This window comes from Paenibacillus stellifer, from assembly GCF_000758685.1.
GTDB lineage: Bacteria > Bacillota > Bacilli > Paenibacillales > Paenibacillaceae > Paenibacillus_AQ > Paenibacillus_AQ stellifer.
In genome coordinates this window covers 5028927-5049403 of sequence record NZ_CP009286.1, presented here as the reverse complement: position 1 = coordinate 5049403, position 20477 = coordinate 5028927, and the positions used below count along the sequence as shown (strand labels likewise).

General features: G+C 53.8%; 19 protein-coding genes and 1 other annotated feature. All 19 genes read left to right on the top strand.

Annotated elements, in window-relative coordinates; all coding sequences use genetic code 11:
• The first annotated feature begins 131 nt into the window (after positions 1 to 131).
• Positions 132 to 830 (top strand): 2-C-methyl-D-erythritol 4-phosphate cytidylyltransferase, encoded by a 699-nt coding sequence (gene ispD, locus PSTEL_RS23330; RefSeq protein WP_038699059.1) that lies wholly within the window; start codon positions 132 to 134, stop codon positions 828 to 830.
• Complete coding sequence (gene ispF, locus PSTEL_RS23325; RefSeq protein WP_038699057.1) at positions 827 to 1315, top strand: 2-C-methyl-D-erythritol 2,4-cyclodiphosphate synthase; 489 nt, start codon at positions 827 to 829, stop codon at positions 1313 to 1315. The genes ispD and ispF overlap by 4 nt, the downstream gene beginning before the upstream one ends.
• A 50-nt stretch (positions 1316 to 1365) precedes the next feature.
• Complete coding sequence (gltX, locus tag PSTEL_RS23320) at positions 1366 to 2829, top strand: glutamate--tRNA ligase (RefSeq protein ID WP_038699055.1); 1464 nt, start codon at positions 1366 to 1368, stop codon at positions 2827 to 2829.
• 482 nt (positions 2830 to 3311) lie between these two features.
• Positions 3312 to 4001: a serine O-acetyltransferase gene (gene cysE, locus PSTEL_RS23315; RefSeq protein WP_038699053.1), complete on the top strand. Its 690-nt coding sequence runs from the start codon at positions 3312 to 3314 to the stop codon at positions 3999 to 4001.
• Positions 4002 to 4051: 50 nt separating this feature from the next.
• Entirely contained in the window at positions 4052 to 5458 is a 1407-nt protein-coding gene (gene cysS, locus PSTEL_RS23310; protein WP_038699051.1) for a cysteine--tRNA ligase, read from the top strand.
• Positions 5455 to 5865 carry a Mini-ribonuclease 3 gene (locus PSTEL_RS23305; protein ID WP_038699049.1) on the top strand — a complete coding sequence of 137 codons (411 nt, stop codon included), beginning with the start codon at positions 5455 to 5457 and terminating at the stop codon, positions 5863 to 5865. The genes cysS and PSTEL_RS23305 overlap by 4 nt, the downstream gene beginning before the upstream one ends.
• A gap of 17 nt (positions 5866 to 5882) precedes the next feature.
• Positions 5883 to 6647: a 23S rRNA (guanosine(2251)-2'-O)-methyltransferase RlmB gene (gene rlmB / locus PSTEL_RS23300; RefSeq protein WP_038699047.1), complete on the top strand. Its 765-nt coding sequence runs from the start codon at positions 5883 to 5885 to the stop codon at positions 6645 to 6647.
• 2 nt (positions 6648 to 6649) lie between these two features.
• Positions 6650 to 7177: an NYN domain-containing protein gene (locus PSTEL_RS23295; protein WP_038699045.1), complete on the top strand. Its 528-nt coding sequence runs from the start codon at positions 6650 to 6652 to the stop codon at positions 7175 to 7177.
• A gap of 163 nt (positions 7178 to 7340) precedes the next feature.
• On the top strand, positions 7341 to 7988 hold the full coding sequence (sigH, locus tag PSTEL_RS23290) for an RNA polymerase sporulation sigma factor SigH (RefSeq protein WP_038699043.1): 648 nt from the start codon (positions 7341 to 7343) through the stop codon (positions 7986 to 7988).
• Between the two features lie 452 nt (positions 7989 to 8440).
• On the top strand, positions 8441 to 8590 hold the full coding sequence (rpmG, locus tag PSTEL_RS27270; protein WP_084065281.1) for a 50S ribosomal protein L33: 150 nt from the start codon (positions 8441 to 8443) through the stop codon (positions 8588 to 8590).
• 21 nt (positions 8591 to 8611) lie between these two features.
• On the top strand, positions 8612 to 8803 hold the full coding sequence (secE, locus tag PSTEL_RS23285) for a preprotein translocase subunit SecE (protein ID WP_038699041.1): 192 nt from the start codon (positions 8612 to 8614) through the stop codon (positions 8801 to 8803).
• 21 nt (positions 8804 to 8824) lie between these two features.
• Positions 8825 to 9358 carry a transcription termination/antitermination protein NusG gene (gene nusG / locus PSTEL_RS23280; RefSeq protein ID WP_038699039.1) on the top strand — a complete coding sequence of 178 codons (534 nt, stop codon included), beginning with the start codon at positions 8825 to 8827 and terminating at the stop codon, positions 9356 to 9358.
• Positions 9359 to 9427: 69 nt separating this feature from the next.
• Entirely contained in the window at positions 9428 to 9853 is a 426-nt protein-coding gene (gene rplK, locus PSTEL_RS23275) for a 50S ribosomal protein L11 (protein ID WP_025691673.1), read from the top strand.
• A gap of 83 nt (positions 9854 to 9936) precedes the next feature.
• Positions 9937 to 10629, top strand: a complete 693-nt coding sequence (rplA, locus tag PSTEL_RS23270; protein ID WP_038699036.1) for a 50S ribosomal protein L1 — start codon at positions 9937 to 9939, stop codon at positions 10627 to 10629.
• Positions 10630 to 10698: 69 nt separating this feature from the next.
• Positions 10699 to 10849 (top strand) — a sequence feature (ribosomal protein L10 leader region).
• 119 nt (positions 10850 to 10968) lie between these two features.
• The gene (rplJ, locus tag PSTEL_RS23265) at positions 10969 to 11472 is read left to right on the top strand and encodes a 50S ribosomal protein L10 (RefSeq protein ID WP_038699034.1); all 504 of its coding nucleotides are present in this window, start codon (positions 10969 to 10971) and stop codon (positions 11470 to 11472) included.
• A 69-nt stretch (positions 11473 to 11541) separates the two neighbouring features.
• On the top strand, positions 11542 to 11904 hold the full coding sequence (gene rplL / locus PSTEL_RS23260; protein WP_038699032.1) for a 50S ribosomal protein L7/L12: 363 nt from the start codon (positions 11542 to 11544) through the stop codon (positions 11902 to 11904).
• Positions 11905 to 12034: 130 nt separating this feature from the next.
• Complete coding sequence (locus PSTEL_RS23255; RefSeq protein ID WP_038701553.1) at positions 12035 to 12637, top strand: class I SAM-dependent methyltransferase; 603 nt, start codon at positions 12035 to 12037, stop codon at positions 12635 to 12637.
• Positions 12638 to 13063: 426 nt separating this feature from the next.
• Positions 13064 to 16609, top strand: coding sequence for a DNA-directed RNA polymerase subunit beta (gene rpoB, locus PSTEL_RS23250; protein WP_038699030.1), 3546 nt, complete (start codon positions 13064 to 13066; stop codon positions 16607 to 16609).
• Between the two features lie 206 nt (positions 16610 to 16815).
• Complete coding sequence (gene rpoC, locus PSTEL_RS23245) at positions 16816 to 20430, top strand: DNA-directed RNA polymerase subunit beta' (protein WP_038699028.1); 3615 nt, start codon at positions 16816 to 16818, stop codon at positions 20428 to 20430.
• The last annotated feature ends 47 nt before the right edge of the window (positions 20431 to 20477 follow it).

The following is a 20477-nucleotide window of genomic DNA, read 5'->3' as shown; positions in this document are numbered from 1 at the left end:
CAGCTTCTTCGATCAGATCGTCAGCGGCTGCCAACCGCCTTTTCGGGACTTCGAATTGAGCCGCCACCTTGGAAATGACGAATAAACGCGATATGATGGGGATATACGTCAAAGGACAGGAGCAGTTGAAGATGGCGGAAAGTGTCGGCGTCGTCATTGTGGCGGCAGGCAGAGGAACGCGGATGGGGACTGAGGAGAGCAAGCAGTATTTGCTGCTTCGGGGCAGGCCGATCATCGTGCATACGCTGGAGATCTTCCAGCAGCATCCCTTAATTTCGGAGATCGTGCTCGTAACCGGGGCCGAGGATGTGGAACGCTGCCGTAAATGGGCGGAGGAGTACGGAATCACGAAGCTGAAGGCTGTAGTTACCGGCGGTGCGGAGCGTCAGCATTCGGTCTACAAGGGACTGGGGCGGCTGGACTCGGAGTGGGTAATGGTTCATGACGGAGTCCGTCCATTCGTCAGGTCCCGCGATATCGAGGCTTGTTATGAAGAAGCGAAGCGGACGGGGGCTTCGGTGCTGGCCGTTCCGGTGAAGGATACGATCAAGCAGGTGAGCGGAGAAGGACTGGTAACCGCCACGCCGGACCGGCGCACGCTGTGGGCGATTCAGACACCGCAGACCTTCCGGTTGTCCCGGTTGAAGCAAGCCTATGAAGCGGCGGAGCGGGACGGGTTCCTGGGAACCGACGATTCCAGTCTGGCCGAACGGGCTGGCATGCCGGTTGCGGTGGTGGAAGGCAGCTATACCAACATCAAGATCACGACGCCGGACGACCTGGCCTATGCAGAATTCATTGAAACATTCGGGAGAGAGGGACAACTATGATCGCAGTAGGACAAGGGTTTGATGTACATCAGCTGGTGGAAGGCCGGCCGTGCATTATTGGAGGAGTAACGATTCCTTATGAAAAAGGGCTGCTGGGCCACTCGGATGCGGACGTGCTGCTGCACGCGATCAGCGACGCCATTCTCGGCGCGCTGGGTCTAGGGGATATCGGCCGGCATTTTCCGGACACGGACCCGGCCTTCAAGGATGCCGACAGTCTGAAGCTGCTTGAGCATGTGTGGGGACTGGCCAAAGAGCGCGGTTATCGTCTGGGCAATATCGATTCGACAATCATCGCCCAGAAGCCGAAGATGGCTCCTTATATTCCGGAAATGACCGAAATTATCGCCCGCGCACTGGAAGCCGAGCCTTCCCTGGTGAACGTCAAGGCGACAACGACAGAGCAGCTTGGATTTACCGGACGTGGTGAAGGCATCGCAGCGCAATCTATTGTCTGCCTGCTTCGGGATATGGTATCATCATGAGATGGCTAGAAATCAGCCGAACTAGCAAATGAAAGAGCGGAGGTAACGAAATGGGAGATCAAGTCCGTGTGCGCTATGCGCCAAGCCCTACAGGACATTTACATATCGGGAATGCGAGAACGGCATTGTTTAACTATTTGTTCGCCCGCAGCCGGGGCGGAGAGTTCGTTATCCGGATCGAGGATACGGACGTGAAGCGCAACATTGCCGGCGGTGAAGAAAGTCAGCTGAAGTATTTGAAATGGCTGGGTATGGATTGGGACGAAAGCATTGATATCGGTGGCGAATACGGCCCTTACAGACAGACGGAGCGTCTGGACCTGTATAAAATCTACTGGCAGGATCTGCTCGACCGCGGTCTTGCCTACCGCTGTTACTGCACCGAAGAGGAGCTGGAAGCCGAACGCGAAGAGCAGTTGGCCCGCGGAGAAACGCCGCGTTATTCCGGCAAGCACCGCAATCTGACCGAAGAGCAGCGCGCTGCCTATGAGCAGGAAGGGCGAGTCGCCAGCATCCGTTTCCGGGTCCCGGATGACAAGACGTACACGTTCGACGATATGGTCAAAGGCCAGATTTCGTTCCAGACGACGGAAATGGGCGATTTTGTCATCGTGAAGAAAGACGGTATTCCGACCTACAACTTCGCCGTTGTTGTCGACGACTACCTGATGAAGATTTCCCATGTGCTCCGGGGCGAGGATCATATCTCCAATACGCCGCGCCAGCTCATGATCTATGAAGCTTTGGGCTGGGAGCCGCCGGTCTTCGGGCATATGACCCTGATCGTTGGCGAAGACCACAAGAAGCTCAGCAAGCGCAACGAGTCCATCATCCAGTTCATTGAGCAGTATGATGATCTGGGCTATCTGCCGGAAGCGCTGTTCAACTATATCGCCCTGCTCGGCTGGTCGCCGGAAGGGGAGGACGAAATCTTCAGCAAGGATGATCTGATCTCCATCTTCAACCCTGACCGGCTCTCGAAGAGCCCGGCGGTGTTCGATACGAACAAGCTGGCGCATCTGAATAATCATTACATCAAGAATACCGATCCGGTGCGGATTGCGAACCTGGCGATTCCTCATCTGCAGAAGGCGGGCAGACTTCCTGCCGAGCTGAGTGCAGAGCAGCGTGATTGGGCGCAGAGCCTGGTGGCTCTGTACCAGGAACAAATGGTAGCCGCTTCGGATATTGTGAATCTGTCGGAGATTTTCTTCCGCACTCATCTGGAGCTGGACACGGAGGCGGCGGCCATCCTGGCGGAAAGCCAGGTGCCGGAAGTGCTCGCTGCATTTCTTGCCAAGCTGGAGTCGAGCGCCGAGTTTACACCGGCTGTTATTGGGGCATTAATTAAGGAAGTGCAGAAGGAGACGGGACATAAGGGCAAGGCGCTCTTCATGCCGATTCGTGTCGCCGTTACGGGACAGATGCACGGCCGCGACCTCAACGCGACCATTTTCCTGCTTGGCAAGGACCGCGTTCTGGACCGGCTGAAGTCCCAAATCAAAGGGGCCTAAAACGGGATGGTCAAATCCCCTTGTCAGTCCCCATGCTTTTCGCTAAGATAGAAGAATATTGTAAAAGCTGCGATCAGGAGAAGTACGCGCGTCATATGCCATCTGCAGAGAGAATAACCGCGAACGGAAGCGTCAGTTCAGGCTGGGAGTTATTCATGGCATGTCCGAGGAAATGCACCTGTGAGCTGTAAGGCTGAGCGAACCGCTGTCGAATGCGGTCGTTAGGCCAAACCGGTGCATCGCCGTTAGAGATGTCAAAGGGGGACGATGATTCTGCCGCTTCAACCGGCAGGGGACAAGCATTGTCCAAGCAGAGTGGAACCGCGTGAAGACGTCTCTGCAGCTTCGGCTGCAGGGACGTTTTTTGTCGAAAGCCGAGGAAAGGATCAAAGCCGCATAAAGAGAGAAAATGCGTAATGCGGAGGAACTTCTTCGTTCGGCCGGATGTACCGGAGGCGGAGAAGCATTGAGGGGGAGCCGCGATGTGGAAGCATATTAGTTCGGATATCCAGGCGGTGCTGGATAATGACCCGGCCGCACGCAGCCGGTTTGAGGTGCTCTTCACCTATGCCGGGCTGCATGCCATCTGGGCGCACCGGATTGCGCACGGGTTGTACCGGAGAGGCTGGTATACAACAGCGAGAATCATCTCGCAGTTCAGCCGGTTCATGACGGGTATAGAAATCCATCCCGGCGCCCGTATCGGCAAGAGACTGTTCATTGATCACGGCATGGGCGTGGTTATTGGAGAGACCTGCGAGATTGGAGACGATGTCGTCATCTATCAGGGCGTCACACTCGGAGGAACCGGCAAGGAGAAAGGGAAACGCCACCCGACCGTCGGCAACAATGTCGTTATCGGCTCGGGAGCCAAGGTACTAGGCTCCTTCCGGATTGGCGACAACTGTAATGTAGGGTCGAATGCGGTCGTGCTCCGGGAAGTTCCCGATAACAGCACGGTGGTCGGCAATCCCGGACGTATCGTGAAGCGGAACGGGGAACGGGTGAAGGACCGGCTGGATCATACCAAGCTGCCTGACCCGGTTATCGACTCGCTGCGGTTTCTGCAGAAGGAGATCGAGGAGCTGCGCGAGCAGCTGGGCGGCGACGAGCAGAAGGCGGAGCAGCGCCGGCTGGAAAGCAAGCAGTATTTCGGCGATTATGAAATCTAACCAGACCTCTGGCAACGGCCGGACACGGCCGAGAAGAAAGGATGGAGCAAATGGCGCTCTATATTTACAACACCATGTCCCGCAGCAAGGAGGAATTCGTGCCTCTTGAACCGGGTAAGGTAAAGATGTACGTATGCGGTCCCACGGTGTACGGATATATTCACATTGGCAATGCAAGACCGGTTATCGTATTCGACATCGTTCAAGGCTATTTGGAGCAGCTCGGCTATGATGTCGAATATGTGGTCAACTTCACGGATGTTGACGACAAGCTGATCCGCAAAGCCGATGAAATGGGTCTGACGGTGCCCGAAGTGGCAGAGACCTTCATCAATGCTTTTCTGGAGGATACTAAAGGACTTAATGTCAGACCGGCATCGCGGCATCCGCGGGTTACCCAGAGCATGGATCTGATCATCAGCTTCATCAAGGAACTGGTGGATAAAGACTACGCCTATGAAAGCGGCGGCGACGTCTTCTACCGCACGGCCAAATTCGCAGAGTACGGCAAGCTGTCCCGCCAGAATCTGGATGAGCTGCAGTTCGGCATCCGCATTGAGGTTGATTCCCGCAAGGAGAACCCCGAGGATTTCGTCCTTTGGAAAGCGGCGAAGCCGGGCGAGATTTCCTGGCACAGCCCATGGGGCGACGGACGTCCGGGCTGGCATATCGAGTGCTCGGCGATGGCGCGGGAATTCCTCGGCGACACGATCGACATTCACGGAGGCGGCCAGGACCTGACCTTCCCGCATCATGAATGCGAGTGCGCGCAGAGCGAGGCGCTGACCGGCAAGCCGCTGTCGAATTATTGGATGCATAACGGCTTCCTGAACATCGGGGACGAGAAAATGTCGAAGTCGCTCGGCAACGGTCTTCTCGTCAGAGATTTCCTCAGCCGCTTCAAGGGCGGGGCCATCCGCTATTTCATGCTCTCGACGCATTACCGCAACCCGCTGAATTTCGGTGAGGAAGCCTTGATATCCGCTGAAAAAAGCGTGGACCGCATCGCCAGCGCGGCCGGCAATGTGAAGCACCGCTTGAGCCTCGCGCCGGATACTGCCGGTGGCCAGGTCAGTCCGGAGCTTGCAGCCAAGCTGGACGCCATTGTGAAGCAATACCATGAGAAGATGCAGGACGACTTCAATACGCCTGATGCGATTACCGCCGTATTCGAATGGGTGAATGCAGCCAATCTGGCGCTGTCGGACAACAGCCTTTCGCATGCGGATCTTGCTGCGCTGCAAAGCGCATTCGAGGAATTAAACAGCGTCCTCAGACTTGTGCCGGAAGCCCAGGAGGAGGACGCCGACGATGAGGTCGAGCGTCTGATCGAAGAGCGCACCGAAGCGCGCAAGGCCAAGAACTGGAGCCGGTCCGATGAGATCCGCGACATTCTGAGTGCGATGGGCATCATTCTGGAGGATACGCCGCAGGGAATACGGTGGAGACGAAAATGACCGAAGGCTGGTTTCCCTATGAGCCGTCGAAGCCGGTCAAGCTGATTCCGCCCATCGTGCTGGCTTATATTGGGGACGCCATCTACGAGGTGGCGGTCCGTCAATATTTGATCTCGCTTCCGAACCTGAAGCCGAACCATCTGCACAAGGCGGCGACGGGGCTGGTATCGGCGAAGGCACAGAGCCGGATTCTCGGGCTGCTGGACTCGGAACTGACTGACGACGAGAAAAATATCGTGCGGCAGGGGCGCAACGCCAAATCGGGAAGCGTGCCGAAAAATGCCGACGTGCTGGAATACCGGCATGCCACCGCATTTGAATGCCTGGTCGGGTATTTGTATTATACAGACCAGCACGACAGATTGAGAGAACTGATCCACATCGGCATCAGGCAAATGCAAAGATAATACCGGGAGGGACCATCATGGCCCAAGAGCATGACACTAACGAAGAAATATTGGCCGGCAAGCATTCGGTGCTTGAGGCGCTGCGCGCAGGCCGGACTCTTAATAAAATATGGATCGCGGAAAATGCCCAAAAGGCGCTGACCGCTCCGATCATTGCGGAAGCCCGGCAGGCCGGCATCATTGTTCAGCATGTCGACAAGCGCAAGCTGGATCAGCTTGCTCCCGGCGTGCAGCATCAGGGCGTTGTCGCTCAGGCGGCTCCTTACGCTTACGCGGAAGTCGAAGATTTGCTGGCCGCCGCCGAAGCCAAAGGCGAACCGCCGTTTCTGCTGCTGCTGGATGAAATCGAAGATCCGCATAACCTGGGTTCCATTCTGCGTACAGCTGACTGCACGGGCGTTCACGGCGTGATCGTGCCGAAGCGGCGTTCGGCCCAGATTACGGCTACCGTCTCCAAAACGTCAGCCGGTGCGGTCGAATACGTGCCGGTAGCCCGCGTCACCAATCTGGGCCAGACGATCGACCGTCTGAAGGAGCTCGGAATCTGGGTTGTGGGCACGGATGTGGACACCGATCAGGATCTGTTCGGCTCCGACATTTTCTCCGGTCCGGTTGCAGTGGTTATCGGCAACGAGAACAAGGGGATGGGCCGGCTGATCCGCGAGAAATGCGATCTCCTGCTCAAGCTTCCGATGCTTGGCCGGATCAACTCACTCAACGCTTCCGTTGCCGCAGGCGTTATTATGTACGAGGTGCTGCGGCGCCGTCGTACGGCGGAATAGCGATGAAGGACTGGCGCGATGTACTGCTGGTGGACGGGTACAACATGATCGGCGGCTGGCCGGAACTTGCCGAGCTGTCCCGCTCCGGCATGCAGGAAGCGCGCGACCGGCTCCTCGATCTGCTGGCTGACTATCAGGCGTACTCAGGGCGCCGCGTCATCGCCGTCTTCGATGCTTACCGGGTTCCGGGGCTCGGCCGATCTTTTGTCCAGGGCAAAGTCCAGGTGTATTTCACGAAGGAGAAGGAGACGGCCGACGAGTGCATCGAGCGTCTTGTGGGGGAATACAGCCACCGCCGCCGCCAGATTTATGTGGCGACCAGCGACTCTACCGAGCAGCATGTTATTTTCGCCCAGGGAGCGCTTCGCCTCTCGGCCAGGGAGCTGCGGCTTGAGGTAGAGGAAATGCAGCGTGAGGTCAAGAAGACGATCAGGCCGCCAGCGCCGGGTGCCGGGTCTTCGCGCCATAGTCTTGAAGAGAAGCTACCTCCTGATGTCCGCAGGCGACTCGAGAACTGGCGTAGGCAGTAATGTCTGGTCTGTGTAAGAAAAGTTTTAGTGAATTGTAATTTTATTCAAGTGATGATTGGAATTGGTCAAACCGCTGTTGACGGTGTAAGGTTATGTCATTTATACTGTTCGTATATTTCACGAAGTAACGATGTGTCCTGCGTTGCAGCCGGGGGGATTCTTGGTGAGTGTCGACCTCAAGGAATTAATGCTGTCCGAGTATGATTTCATAAGCGATGAAGAAATCGTCGAAGCTTTTCGGAGCGGCGACGGTGGCGCGTTGGAGCATTTGATTAACAAATACCGTAACTTTGTCAGAGCCAAGGCGCGCTCTTATTTCTTGATCGGTGCCGACCGCGAAGATATCGTGCAGGAAGGCATGATTGGCCTTTATAAGGCAATTCGAGATTTCAAAGGCGATAAGCTCTCGTCGTTCAAGGCATTTGCCGAACTGTGCATTACACGCCAGATTATTACGGCGATCAAGACGGCTACCCGCCAGAAGCATATTCCGCTTAATTCTTATGTTTCCCTGGACAAGCCCATTTATGACGAGGATTCCGACCGTACGCTGATGGATGTGATCTGCGGATCGCAGGTGCTGGATCCCGAAGAGCTTATAATTAACCAGGAAGAATTTATCGGTCTGGAAGATAAGATGACCGAGATTCTCAGCGACCTGGAGCGCAAGGTTCTGATGTTGTATCTGGACGGACGCTCCTATCAGGAAATCGCCGAGGACCTGCATCGGCATGTGAAGTCGATCGATAATGCCCTGCAGCGCGTGAAACGCAAGCTTGAAAGATATCTGGAAGTTCGCGACAACTCATGATATAATGACAGAAGAGAAGACTCGGTTGCGAGTCTTTTTTATTTGTGCGAGTTTGCGGAATGCGGTTTTGCTTCATAATGGATAGTAGACTGGCTCACAATTAAGGCAAACACAAAGACAAACGGCGATCACCGAGAAGTCCGGGAGTAACTCGGGAATTTTTATTGACATTGAGTTTGACAGATGCTAAAGTGTTTTAGGTAGGCCCAAATTCGCGGCTTTTTTTGAATTTGAGCAAAGCGACGGTTTTTAAACTGAATCTTTGCGATATTCTTAAAAAGAGATTTTCTTGAAATATAAGCATGCATTTCCAGTCTCCGGACTTGTTATGGGTCTTATATTTCTCGTTAAACGCTAGGTGTCCGCTGGATACGTTATAGCGTTAACTCTTGGGATCAATTTTGCGTCTTTCGGTTTTGCGAATCGGAAGAACGTTTCGGGAGGTGCACAGCATGCGGGTAATTATTACTTTGGCTTGTACAAGCTGCAAGCAGAGAAACTACGCGACGACCAAGAACAAGCGTAATCATCCCGACCGCATGGAGTTGAAGAAGTTTTGCAAGTATTGCAACGCGCAAACTCCTCATCGTGAAACCAGATAGTTTGTTGGAGGTGTAGTCGGCGTGAAACGCAGTTTTAAGTCTTTGTTTTCCTTTTTCTCTGAGAGCTGGACTGAACTTAAAAAGGTTCGATGGCCCAATCGTAAAGAACTGACCAACTATAGCTTAATCGTACTTGGTACTATTGTAGTTGTCGCACTTTATTTCTGGGTTCTGGACATCGGTATTTCCGCTGTGATCGAAGCGATTATTTAGAGAGGTCCCAGGTGGCTTGATATGGAAAAAAGATGGTATGTCGTTCATACCTACTCTGGGTATGAGAACAAGGTCAAAGCCAATTTGGAAAAGCGCGTAGAGTCCATGGGCATGGAAGACAAAATATTCCGCGTTCTTGTTCCGATGGAAGAAGAAGTGGTGAACAAAGACGGCAAGAAAAAGGCTGTCATGCGTAAAGTTTACCCCGGCTATGTTTTGGTCGAAATGATCCAGACGGATGATTCCTGGTATGTTGTTCGCAACACGCCGGGCGTTACCGGATTCGTAGGTTCGACGGGCTCGGGTTCCAAACCGACTCCTTTGCTTCCGGAAGAAGTAGATCAAATTCTGAAGCATATGGGTATGGTGGAACCGAAACCGAAGATCGATTTCGAAATCAAGGAATCGGTACGCATCATGGTTGGTCCTTTTGCGAATTTTGTGGGCTCCGTGGAAGAGATTTTGGCTGACAAGAGCAAGATCAAGGTTCACGTCAACATGTTTGGAAGAGAAACCCCGCTGGAGTTGGATTTCACTCAAGTGGAGAAAATATAACACAAGGGTTTCTTGTGATTGGACGGCTTGCCGTCTTCATCCCGTACTAGCGTCAAGGAGGTGTCACACATGGCTAAAAAAGTTATTAAAATGGTGAAACTGCAGATTCCTGCAGGGAAAGCGAACCCTGCGCCACCGGTTGGTCCGGCGCTTGGTCAAGCAGGTGTCAACATCATGGCATTCTGTAAGGAATTCAACGCGCGTACCGCCGATCAAGCCGGCCTGATTATTCCGGTTGAAATCACGGTATTCGAAGACCGTTCCTTCACTTTCATCACTAAAACTCCTCCGGCTGCCGTTCTGCTCCGCATCGCTGCGAAGGTAGAAAAGGGCTCCGGCGAACCGAACAAGAAGAAGGTTGCGAAGCTGAACCGCGCTGCAGTGCGTGAAATCGCCGAGCAAAAAATGCCTGACCTTAACGCTGCTTCCGTAGAAGCTGCAATGCGTATGGTTGAAGGTACTGCCCGCAGCATGGGCATCACGATCGAAGACTAATTTTTAGACTTCGTCAACCGGTCCGAAGCGGACCGTAATATGTGGGAGGATATTCCGCTAGCACCACAAAGGAGGAACATTTCATGGCTAAACATGGTAAGAAATACCTGGAAGCTGCCAAGCTGATCAACAGCGAAGCAACTTACGAGCCTTCAGAAGCTGTTGAGCTTGTGAAGAAGGCGTCCACTGCCAAATTCGACGAAACCGTTGAAGCGGCTGTGCGTCTGGGCGTTGACCCTCGTAAACAAGATCAAGCCGTTCGCGGCGTTGTTGTCCTGCCTCATGGCACAGGCAAAACCCAGCGCGTGCTTGTATTTGCAAAAGGCGATAAAGCGAAAGAAGCGGAAGCGGCCGGTGCCGATTATGTTGGCGATCAGGACATGATCAACAAGATCCAACAGGGCTGGTTCGAATTCGATGTCTGCGTAGCTACGCCTGACATGATGAGTGAAGTCGGTAAACTGGGCCGTCTGCTCGGTGGTAAAGGCCTTATGCCTAACCCTAAAGCAGGCACAGTTACATTCGACGTTACCAAGGCTGTTCAAGAAATCAAAGCCGGTAAGATCGAATACCGTCTCGACAAAGCAGGTCAAATTCACGCGCCGATCGGCAAAGTGTCCTTTGACGCTGCTCAACTGAACGACAACCTGAAAGCCCTCATCGACGCTCTGAACCGTGCGAAGCCGGCTGCTGCCAAGGGTGTATACCTGAAAGGCATCTCCATCTCTTCGACTATGGGACCAAGCGCTCGTGTGAGCACAGCTGTTTACCGTTAATAGGGTATTGACTCCAGGGTCTATCTCTGTTATTCTATAACAGTTGTGAACACTTGAAGGTTCTCGACCTAACATCGAATATGCTTACCGTAGACAGTAGGTGCCGAAAGGCTTAATTTCCTACCGAGGTGTTCTGATAGAAACATAAGGAACGGTTATGCCGTCAGCCTATCGTTTTATCAAGCCTTCGCAAATCTGCGGAGGCTTTTCTATTGCGCGTAACGCAAGAAACCTCGGAGATCCTGCACAAGGATCGGGAGAACGCTTCAAAGGCGTCTCTTCCCTTGGCAGGGATCTCATGCCTGCGTAGGAATAATCAATAATCAGGAGGTGTAATCATTGGCAAACGCTAAAGTACTTGAATCTAAACAGGAAGCGGTAAACGTCATTACTGGCAAACTGCAAAACAGCGTATCGACTGTTGTTGCGGACTACCGTGGATTGAACGTTGCCCAGGTAACCGAACTGCGCAAGCAGCTTCGTGAAGCCGGAGTTGAATTCCAAGTTCTGAAGAACTCGCTGCTTCGCCGCGCTACTGCAGCGGCTGAGCTGACTGAGCTGGATGAAGTTCTCTCCGGACCGACAGCCGTAGCATTCAGTGAGAATGATGCTGTGGCAGCGGCCAAAATTTTGAATGACTTTGCCAAGAAGAACGATGCTCTGAAACTGAAGGGCGGCGTTGTAGAAGGTAAAGTCGTGGACGAGGCCCAGATCAAAGCGCTGGCCGAGCTTCCTTCCCGCGAAGGTCTGCTGTCCATGCTGCTTAGCGTTCTTCAAGCGCCTATGCGCAACTTCGCTCTGGCTGTCAAAGCCGTTGCGGAGAAGGAAGAACAAAGCGCGTAATCGGACTTGCTTAAGGCAGTATCAATCTGGATTTGAAATTAAAATACCAATATAAATGGAGGTTTAATCATGAGCAAGGAAACAATCTTGGAAGAAATCAAGGGCATGAGCGTCCTGGAACTGAACGAACTGGTTAAAGCAATCGAAGAAGAATTTGGCGTAACTGCAGCAGCTCCAGTAGCTGTAGGCGGCGGCGCAGCAGCAGCTGTTGTTGAAGAACAAACCGAATTCGACGTTATCCTGACTAACGCCGGCGCTTCCAAGATCAACGTAATCAAGGTTGTTCGCGAAATCACTGGTCTGGGTCTGAAAGAAGCTAAGGACCTGGTAGACAACGCTCCGAAGCCGATCAAGGAAAAAGTAAGCAAGGAAGATGCAGACGCTACGAAAGCGAAGCTGGAAGAAGCCGGCGCCGCTGTAGAAGTGAAGTAATCCAGCTTTATCTTTTTCGGAAGAACCTGTTTCTTCCTATTATGCAGCCCCTTGAACTTGTTCAAGGGGTTTGCTGTATGCAGAAGGAGACTACAGAATGGCCAAAGAACCGGGAAAGGGAGACAAAGGCTTGTCTCAGCATTATTACTCGCAGCAGCCGGAAGCCAAGCATGACAGACGGACACTTCGTGCCGTTCTCCGGGGAAAGACCTTTCAGTTTACGAGCGATGCAGGCGTATTCTCTAAAGGGGATGTGGATTACGGCAGCCGGGCGCTGATCGAAGCTATGGAGATTCCGGATGGTTCAGCGGTGCTGGATGTAGGCTGCGGTTACGGGCCGATCGGCCTGACAGCAGCATATCTCGCTCCAAATGCCAAAGTCACGATGCTGGACATTAACGGCCGGGCCGTGGAACTGGCACGCGAGAATGCGAAGGCGAACGGAATCGCCAATGTGGAGATTGTCGAAAGTGATCTGTTGGCCGCTGTAGCCGGGAAGAACTTTGACGTTATTCTCACGAATCCGCCGATCCGGGCAGGCAAAGCGGTGGTTCACCAGATTTTTGAAGAGGCCTATGAGCATTTGAACGAGAATGGAGCTCTATGGGTTGTCATTCAGAAGAAGCAGGGTGCGCCTTCGGCGGCAGCCAAGCTGGAGACTTTGTTCGGGGAAGTCGAGGAATTAGGTAAGGACAAAGGGTACCGGATTCTGAGAGCCATAAAGCATAATTAAATAACGCGACACTATTGACATGGGCAGTTGGTAGTGTTATTATTATAAAATGTCAGTATTAAGATAGGCTCCCTGTCTTTAGTTTGCTGAAGTGTCAAACGTCATATTGTCAACGGCAGGCGCATGCCGGATGGCAAGCAGTCGCGAAACCGTCTTGAACAGCCATGGTCCTTTATGAAGGTGAGGTGATTCGGTCGGAGACGCATAAGAGCACGTTTGCTGACGTATAATATGTACGTTTTGGGCAAATCTACTGAATATGGAGGTCTACCGTCCATGAAGAAATGCGCTCTTTTTTCGAAAGATTTCGATAAGGGCTTTTCTTTATTTGAGGGGTGAATCCCGTAGTCTTTGGTTCCATTATACGGTTCCAAACAGGGGTTCGCAATCAATTTTTAAGTAAGTAGACATGAGGGGTGAGTAAAGTTGGCAGGACATCTTGTTCAGTATGGTCGACGCACTCGGCGAAGCTATGCGAGAATTAACGAGGTACTCGAGGTCCCGAACCTGATTGAGATCCAACAAAAATCATACGATTGGTTTTTGGAGGAAGGATTGCGTGAAATGTTTCAGGACATCTCGCCGATCCAGGATTTCACGGGCAATCTGGTGCTGGAGTTCATTGACTACAGCTTAGGCGAACCGAAATATACGGTGGACGATGCCAAAGAACGCGACGTTACGTATGCGGCGCCGCTTCGGGTTAAAGTTCGTCTCATTAACAAGGAAACCGGCGAGGTCAAGGAACAGGAAGTGTTCATGGGGGATTTCCCGCTGATGACGGAGACCGGTACGTTTATCATTAACGGTGCGGAACGGGTAATTGTCAGCCAGTTGGTTCGCTCTCCAAGCGTCTACTTTAGCACTAAAGTGGATAAGAACGGTAAGAAAACCTACACGGCCACAGTAATCCCTAACCGCGGCGCATGGCTGGAATTGGAGACCGATGCGAAGGACATCATGTATGTCCGTATCGACCGTACCCGCAAAATTCCGGTTACCGTGCTGCTTCGCGCTCTTGGTTTCGGCACGGATGCCGAAATTCTGGATCTGCTTGGCAATGATGAATATATCCGCAATACCCTGGATAAAGACAACACCGACTCGACGGAAAAGGCGCTTATCGAGATTTACGAACGTCTCCGCCCGGGCGAGCCGCCGACACTCGACAACGCGAAGAGCTTGCTGGTAGCACGTTTCTTCGACCCCAAGCGTTATGATCTGGCGAATGTGGGTCGCTATAAGATTAACAAGAAGCTGCACATCAAGAATCGCCTGTTCAACCAGCGTCTGGCTCAGCCGCTCGTAGACGAGTCGACCGGTGAAATTCTGGCCGAAACCGGCCAGATGGTAGACCGCCGTCTCCTTGACGAGCTGATCCCGTACTTCGAGAAGAGCATGGCAGCCAAGACCTACCGCGTAAGCGGCGGTGTTCTGGATAACGAAGACATTCCGCTGCAAATGGTTGAAGTCTTCTCGCCAATCGAAGAAGGCCGTGTCGTCAAGCTGATTGCGAACGGCAATATCGACAAATCGGTCAAGCATATTACCCAGGCTGATATTATTTCCTCGATCAGCTACTTTATCAACTTGCTTCACGGCATCGGCAACACTGACGATATCGACCATCTGGGCAACCGTCGTCTGCGTTCGGTGGGCGAACTGCTCCAGAACCAGTTCCGTATCGGTCTGTCCCGTATGGAGCGCGTTGTCCGTGAAAGAATGTCGATTCAGGATGCCAATGCCATTACGCCGCAGGCCCTGATCAACATTCGTCCGGTCATTGCGTCGATCAAGGAGTTCTTCGGATCTTCCCAGCTGTCCCAGTTCATGGACCAGACGAACCCGCTGGCCGAGCTTACACATAAGCGCCGTCTCTCCGCGCTGGGTCCAGGCGGTCTGACGCGCGAACGCGCGGGCTTTGAAGTTCGAGACGTCCATCACAGTCACTATGGCCGGATGTGTCCAATTGAAACGCCTGAAGGTCCGAACATCGGTCTTATCAACTCCCTGTCGACATTTGCCCGCATCAACGAATACGGCTTTATCGAAGCACCGTACCGTTGGGTGGATCCGAAGACCGGTAAGGTTACGGAACAGATCGATTATCTGACGGCCGATGAAGAAGATAATTATGTTGTCGCCCAGGCGAACGCTGAGCTGACGGAGGAAGGCTCGTTTAAGGACGAAATGGTTATCGTCCGTTACAACAAGCTCTCCGACAATATCACGACGATGCCGAGCAGTCGGGTAGACTACATGGACGTATCGCCTAAGCAGGTTGTATCCGTCGCGACGGCGCTCATTCCGTTCCTTGAGAACGATGACTCCAACCGCGCGCTGATGGGTTCCAATATGCAGCGTCAGGCAGTTCCACTGCTCATCCCGAAAGCCCCTCTGGTCGGTACGGGAATGGAGCACAAGTCGGCCAAGGATTCGGGCGTATGTATTGTATCCAAGTACGACGGGATTATCGAACGCTCGTCGGCCAACGAGATTTGGCTGCGCCGCGTCGAAACCGTCGACGGCAAAGAAGTTAAAGGCGACATTGTTAAATATAAATTACACAAATTTATGCGTTCGAACCAAGGGACCTGCATTAACCAGCGTCCACTGGCCAAACGGGGCGACATCGTCAAGAAGGGCGACATCCTGGCGGACGGTCCTTCGACCGAAATGGGTGAATTGGCACTGGGGCGCAACGTAGTCGTTGCCTTCATGACCTGGGAAGGCTACAACTACGAGGATGCGATCCTGCTGAGCGAGAAGCTTGTGAAAGAGGATGTATACACTTCGATTCACATCGAGGAGTACGAATCCGAAGCGCGCGATACGAAACTCGGACCGGAAGAAATTACACGCGACATTCCGAACGTGGGCGAAGAAGCGCTCCGCAACCTGGATGAGCGCGGTATTATCCGGATCGGCGCCGAAATCAGCGCTGGAGACATCCTGGTCGGCAAGGTTACGCCGAAGGGTGTAACGGAGCTGACGGCTGAAGAACGCCTGCTGCACGCCATCTTCGGCGAGAAGGCCCGCGAAGTCCGCGACACCTCGCTGCGCGTGCCACACGGCAGTGACGGTATCATCGTTGACGTTAAAGTGTTCACGCGGGAGAACGGCGACGAGCTGCCTCCAGGCGTTAACCAACTCGTCCGCGTCTACATCGCCCAGAAGCGCAAAATCTCCGAAGGCGACAAGATGGCTGGACGTCATGGTAACAAGGGTGTCGTAGCACGTATCCTGCCGGAAGAAGATATGCCGTTCCTGCCGGACGGTACGCCTGTACAGGTTGTACTGAATCCGCTGGGCGTACCTTCGCGTATGAACATCGGACAGGTGCTTGAGGTTCACCTCGGCTTCGCGGCCATGCGCCTGGGCATTCACGTGGCAACGCCGGTATTCGACGGAGCACGCGAGAATGACGTATTCGACACGATGGAAGAAGCCGGCATGCAGCGCAACGGCAAGACCATCCTGTATGACGGACGCACGGGCGAGCGCTTCGAGCGCGAAGTTACCGTCGGCGTCATGCACATGATCAAGCTGGCGCACATGGTTGACGATAAAATCCATGCCCGTTCCACAGGGCCATACTCGCTCGTTACGCAGCAGCCACTCGGCGGTAAAGCCCAGTTCGGCGGCCAGCGCTTCGGGGAAATGGAAGTATGGGCGCTTGAAGCTTACGGCGCCGCTTATACCCTGCAGGAGATTCTGACAGTCAAATCCGACGACGTGGTCGGCCGTGTGAAGACCTACGAATCGATCGTTAAGGGCGAGAACGTGCCGGAACCGGGCGTTCCGGAATCCTTCAAGGTATTGATCAAGGAGCTTCAATCCCTCGGCATGGACGTTAAGATTCTGAGCGGAGACGAGCAGGAGATCGAGATGAAGGAACTGGACGATGAGGATGAGACTACAAGCGACAAGCTGAGCCTCAATCTGGAAGGTGCGGAAGTCGGAGTGGAATAATGAGGCATTCCACCCGTTCCACAAGGCTGGTTCAGGCGGCTTCGGTCGCTTGACCAGCCTTCGGAACGGTCGGGATGACAAAAAGCGGCGGCGCCATCCTCTTAGGGGATGGCCTTCCGTTCTATGAACCGCAGCTGCCTCCCGCCGCAAGGAGCGGGAGGAGAACGGCGGCACCAAATCAGGATCAGGTTAAGGAGGGTTGCTCCTTGTTGGACGTTAACAATTTTGAATTTATGAAGATCGGTCTCGCTTCCCCGGAGAAGATCCGTTCTTGGTCCCGCGGAGAGGTTAAGAAGCCGGAAACCATTAACTATCGGACACTGAAGCCGGAGAAGGAAGGTCTGTTCTGTGAACGGATCTTCGGGCCTCAGAAGGACTGGGAGTGCCATTGCGGCAAGTACAAGCGCGTTCGCTATAAAGGCGTTGTCTGCGACCGTTGCGGCGTTGAAGTAACCCGCGCCAAGGTTCGCCGCGAGCGCATGGGACATATCGAACTGGCTGCTCCGGTTTCTCATATCTGGTATTTCAAAGGCATTCCGAGCCGCATGGGTCTTGCTCTTGACATGTCTCCAAGATCGCTGGAAGAGATTATCTACTTCGCTTCCTATGTTGTAACTGATCCAGGAGATACGCCTCTGGAGAAGAAGCAGCTGCTGTCCGAGAAGGAATACCGCAGCTACCGCGAGAAATACGGCTATGGCTTCCAAGCGAGCATGGGCGCAGAAGCGGTCAAGAAGCTGCTTCAGGATCTCGACGTCGAAAAAGAGCTTGAATTCCTGAAAGAAGAGCTGCGCACTGCACAGGGCCAGCGCCGCAACCGTGCGATCAAGCGTCTTGAGGTTATCGAGGCGTTCCGCAACTCCGGCAACAAGCCGGATTGGATGATCATGGACGTACTGCCGGTTATACCGCCGGAACTTCGTCCAATGGTACAGCTGGACGGCGGACGTTTTGCGACATCCGACCTGAACGACCTGTATCGCCGCGTAATCAACCGCAATAACCGTCTGAAGAGACTGCTTGATCTCGGAGCTCCGGATATTATCGTTCAGAACGAGAAGCGTATGCTTCAAGAAGCAGTCGACGCTCTAATCGACAACGGCCGTCGCGGCCGTCCGGTAACGGGCCCAGGCAACCGTCCGCTGAAATCGCTCAGCCATATGCTGAAAGGTAAGCAAGGACGTTTCCGTCAGAACCTGCTCGGTAAACGCGTCGACTATTCCGGCCGTTCCGTTATCGTCGTAGGTCCTTACCTGAAGATGTACCAATGCGGTCTGCCGAAGAAAATGGCGCTCGAGCTGTTCAAGCCGTTCGTCATGAAAGAACTCGTGAACAAGGGCCTTGCCCATAACATTAAGAGTGCGAAGCGCAAAGTGGAACGCGTAAGTCCGGAAGTCTGGGATGTTCTTGAAGAAGTCATCAAGGAGCATCCGGTTCTTCTGAACCGTGCCCCCACGCTTCACCGTCTCGGTATCCAGGCATTTGAACCGATTCTGGTGGAAGGCCACGCCATCCGTCTTCACCCGCTCGTATGTACGGCTTACAACGCCGACTTTGACGGTGACCAGATGGCCGTGCACGTACCGCTGTCCGCTGAAGCGCAGGCAGAAGCCCGCATCCTGATGCTGGCCTCCGGCAACATACTGAACCCGAAAGACGGCAAGCCTGTCGTAACTCCTTCCCAGGATATGGTCCTCGGTTCTTTCTACCTGACCATGGACAACAAGGAAGAAAAGGGTAGCTACATGATTCTGCGCACCGTGAACGAAGCGGTCTCCGCTTACCAACGTGGTACGGCAGGTCTGCATGCGCGTGTTGCTATTCCGGTTAAGGCTCTGGGCAAAACCTCCTTCACTGAGAAACAGCAGAATGCCATGCTGATCACGACGGTCGGCAAGATTATCTTCAACGAAATTTTCCCGGAAAGCTTCCCGTACATCAACGAAGCAACCCGCGACAATCTGTTGCAGGGCACCCCGGAGAAATATTTCATCTACGAAAAAGGCGCCGACATTCGCGCCCGTATCGAAGAAGTAGCGATTGCCGCCGCAGTCGGCAAGGAATATCTGGGCTCCATCATCGCCCGCTGCTTCGAGATTTACCATACGACGGAAACCTCCGTCATTCTGGACAAAATCAAGCAGCTCGGGTTCACGTACTCGACCCGTGCCGGCGTAACGATCGCCGTGTCCGACGTCGTTGTGCCTGATGAGAAGAAGGATATTCTGCGCGAATCCGAGGAGAAGGTCGATGTCGTTGCCAAGCAATACCGCCGCGGCCTTATTACCAACGAAGAACGCTACGACCGCGTAATCGAGATCTGGTCCAAGACGAAGGATGATCTGACGAACGTCCTCATGAAGTCCATGGACCGCTTCAACTCCATCATGCTCATGGTTGATTCCAAGGCGCGTGGTAACAAATCGCAGATCACCCAGCTGGGCGGCATGCGCGGCCTGATGGCTACGCCGTCGGGACGCATTTTCGAACTGCCGATCAAGGCGAACTTCCGCGAAGGCCTTACCGTCTTGGAGTACTTTATCTCCACTCACGGCGCGCGGAAAGGTCTGGCCGATACGGCGCTTCGTACCGCTGACTCGGGTTACCTGACACGCCGTCTCGTCGATGTGGCGCAGGACGTTATCGTCCGCGAAGAAGATTGCGGTACGGACAAAGGCTTCACCGTCAGCCGTATTCAGGATGGCAAGGAAGTTATCGAGGATCTGTATGACCGTATCGAAGGCCGTTACTGCTTCGAGACCGTCCGCCATCCGGAGACCGGAGCCATCATCGTTCGCCGCAACGATCTGATCGATTCCGACAAAGCGGAAGAAATCGTCAATGCCGGCGTAACGAAGCTGCAGATCCGCTCCGTGCTGAGCTGCCGCGCCCGTCACGGCGTCTGCAAGAAGTGCTACGGCCGCAACCTGGCTACTGGCAAGCATGTTGAAATCGGAGAAGCAGTCGGCATTATCGCCGCTCAATCCATCGGTGAACCGGGAACCCAGCTCACCATGCGTACGTTCCATACAGGGGGCGTTGCGGGTGATGACATTACCCAGGGTCTTCCGCGTATTCAGGAGCTCTTCGAAGCACGTAACCCGAAAGGCCAGGCGACCATCACTGAAATCGACGGTGTCGTCAAGGAAATCCGGGAAGCCAAGGACCGCCGTGAAATCGAAGTCCAAGGCGAAGCGGAATCGAAAGTTTACTCCATCACTTACGGCTCGCGTCTGCGCGTAAGCGAAGGCGACGAAGTGGAGGCCGGCGACGAACTGACCGACGGTTCCATTGACCCGAAAGAAATGCTGCGCATCAAGGGTATCCGCGGCGTGCAGAACTATATCCTTCAGGAAGTTCAGCGTGTATACCGGAACCAGGGCGTAGAAATCAACGACAAGCACGTTGAAGTTATGATCCGGCAGATGCTGCGCAAGATCCGGATTATCGACGCAGGGGACACGAACCTGCTTCCGGGCGCCTTTGCCGACATCCATGAATATGAAACGGCGAACAAGGAAGCGATCCTGTCCGGCAAAGAGCCGGCAGTCGCCAAGCCTGTTCTCCTCGGTATCACGAAGGCATCTCTGGAGACTGATTCGTTCCTCTCCGCGGCTTCCTTCCAGGAGACGACACGCGTCCTGACCGACGCTGCTATCAAGGGCAAGGTCGACCAGTTGCTCGGTCTCAAGGAGAACGTCATTATCGGTAAGCTGATTCCTGCCGGTACAGGCATGAACCGCTACCGCAATGTGAAGCTGATCAATCCGGAAGAAGAGCAAAGCGAGCTTGAAGCGCTGGAGACTGTTCCAGCTGAATAAACAAGCCTAATCCTGCCGGATTCCCGTTCCCGCCGGTTCTCTCGGGT

Bases quoted from the DNA above. Each gene is read 5' to 3' on its own strand.
- nusG (WP_038699039.1), top strand. From the start codon at position 8,825: ATGGAAAAAAGATGGTATGTCGTTCATACCTACTCTGGGTATGAGAAC.
- gltX (WP_038699055.1), top strand. From the start codon at position 1,366: ATGGGAGATCAAGTCCGTGTGCGCTATGCGCCAAGCCCTACAGGACAT.
- rlmB (WP_038699047.1), top strand. From the start codon at position 5,883: ATGGCCCAAGAGCATGACACTAACGAAGAAATATTGGCCGGCAAGCAT.
- rpmG (WP_084065281.1), top strand. From the start codon at position 8,441: ATGCGGGTAATTATTACTTTGGCTTGTACAAGCTGCAAGCAGAGAAAC.
- ispF (WP_038699057.1), top strand. From the start codon at position 827: ATGATCGCAGTAGGACAAGGGTTTGATGTACATCAGCTGGTGGAAGGC.
- PSTEL_RS23305 (WP_038699049.1), top strand. From the start codon at position 5,455: ATGACCGAAGGCTGGTTTCCCTATGAGCCGTCGAAGCCGGTCAAGCTG.
- rplA (WP_038699036.1), top strand. From the start codon at position 9,937: ATGGCTAAACATGGTAAGAAATACCTGGAAGCTGCCAAGCTGATCAAC.
- cysE (WP_038699053.1), top strand. From the start codon at position 3,312: ATGTGGAAGCATATTAGTTCGGATATCCAGGCGGTGCTGGATAATGAC.
- rplL (WP_038699032.1), top strand. From the start codon at position 11,542: ATGAGCAAGGAAACAATCTTGGAAGAAATCAAGGGCATGAGCGTCCTG.
- cysS (WP_038699051.1), top strand. From the start codon at position 4,052: ATGGCGCTCTATATTTACAACACCATGTCCCGCAGCAAGGAGGAATTC.
- rplK (WP_025691673.1), top strand. From the start codon at position 9,428: ATGGCTAAAAAAGTTATTAAAATGGTGAAACTGCAGATTCCTGCAGGG.
- PSTEL_RS23295 (WP_038699045.1), top strand. From the start codon at position 6,650: ATGAAGGACTGGCGCGATGTACTGCTGGTGGACGGGTACAACATGATC.
- ispD (WP_038699059.1), top strand. From the start codon at position 132: ATGGCGGAAAGTGTCGGCGTCGTCATTGTGGCGGCAGGCAGAGGAACG.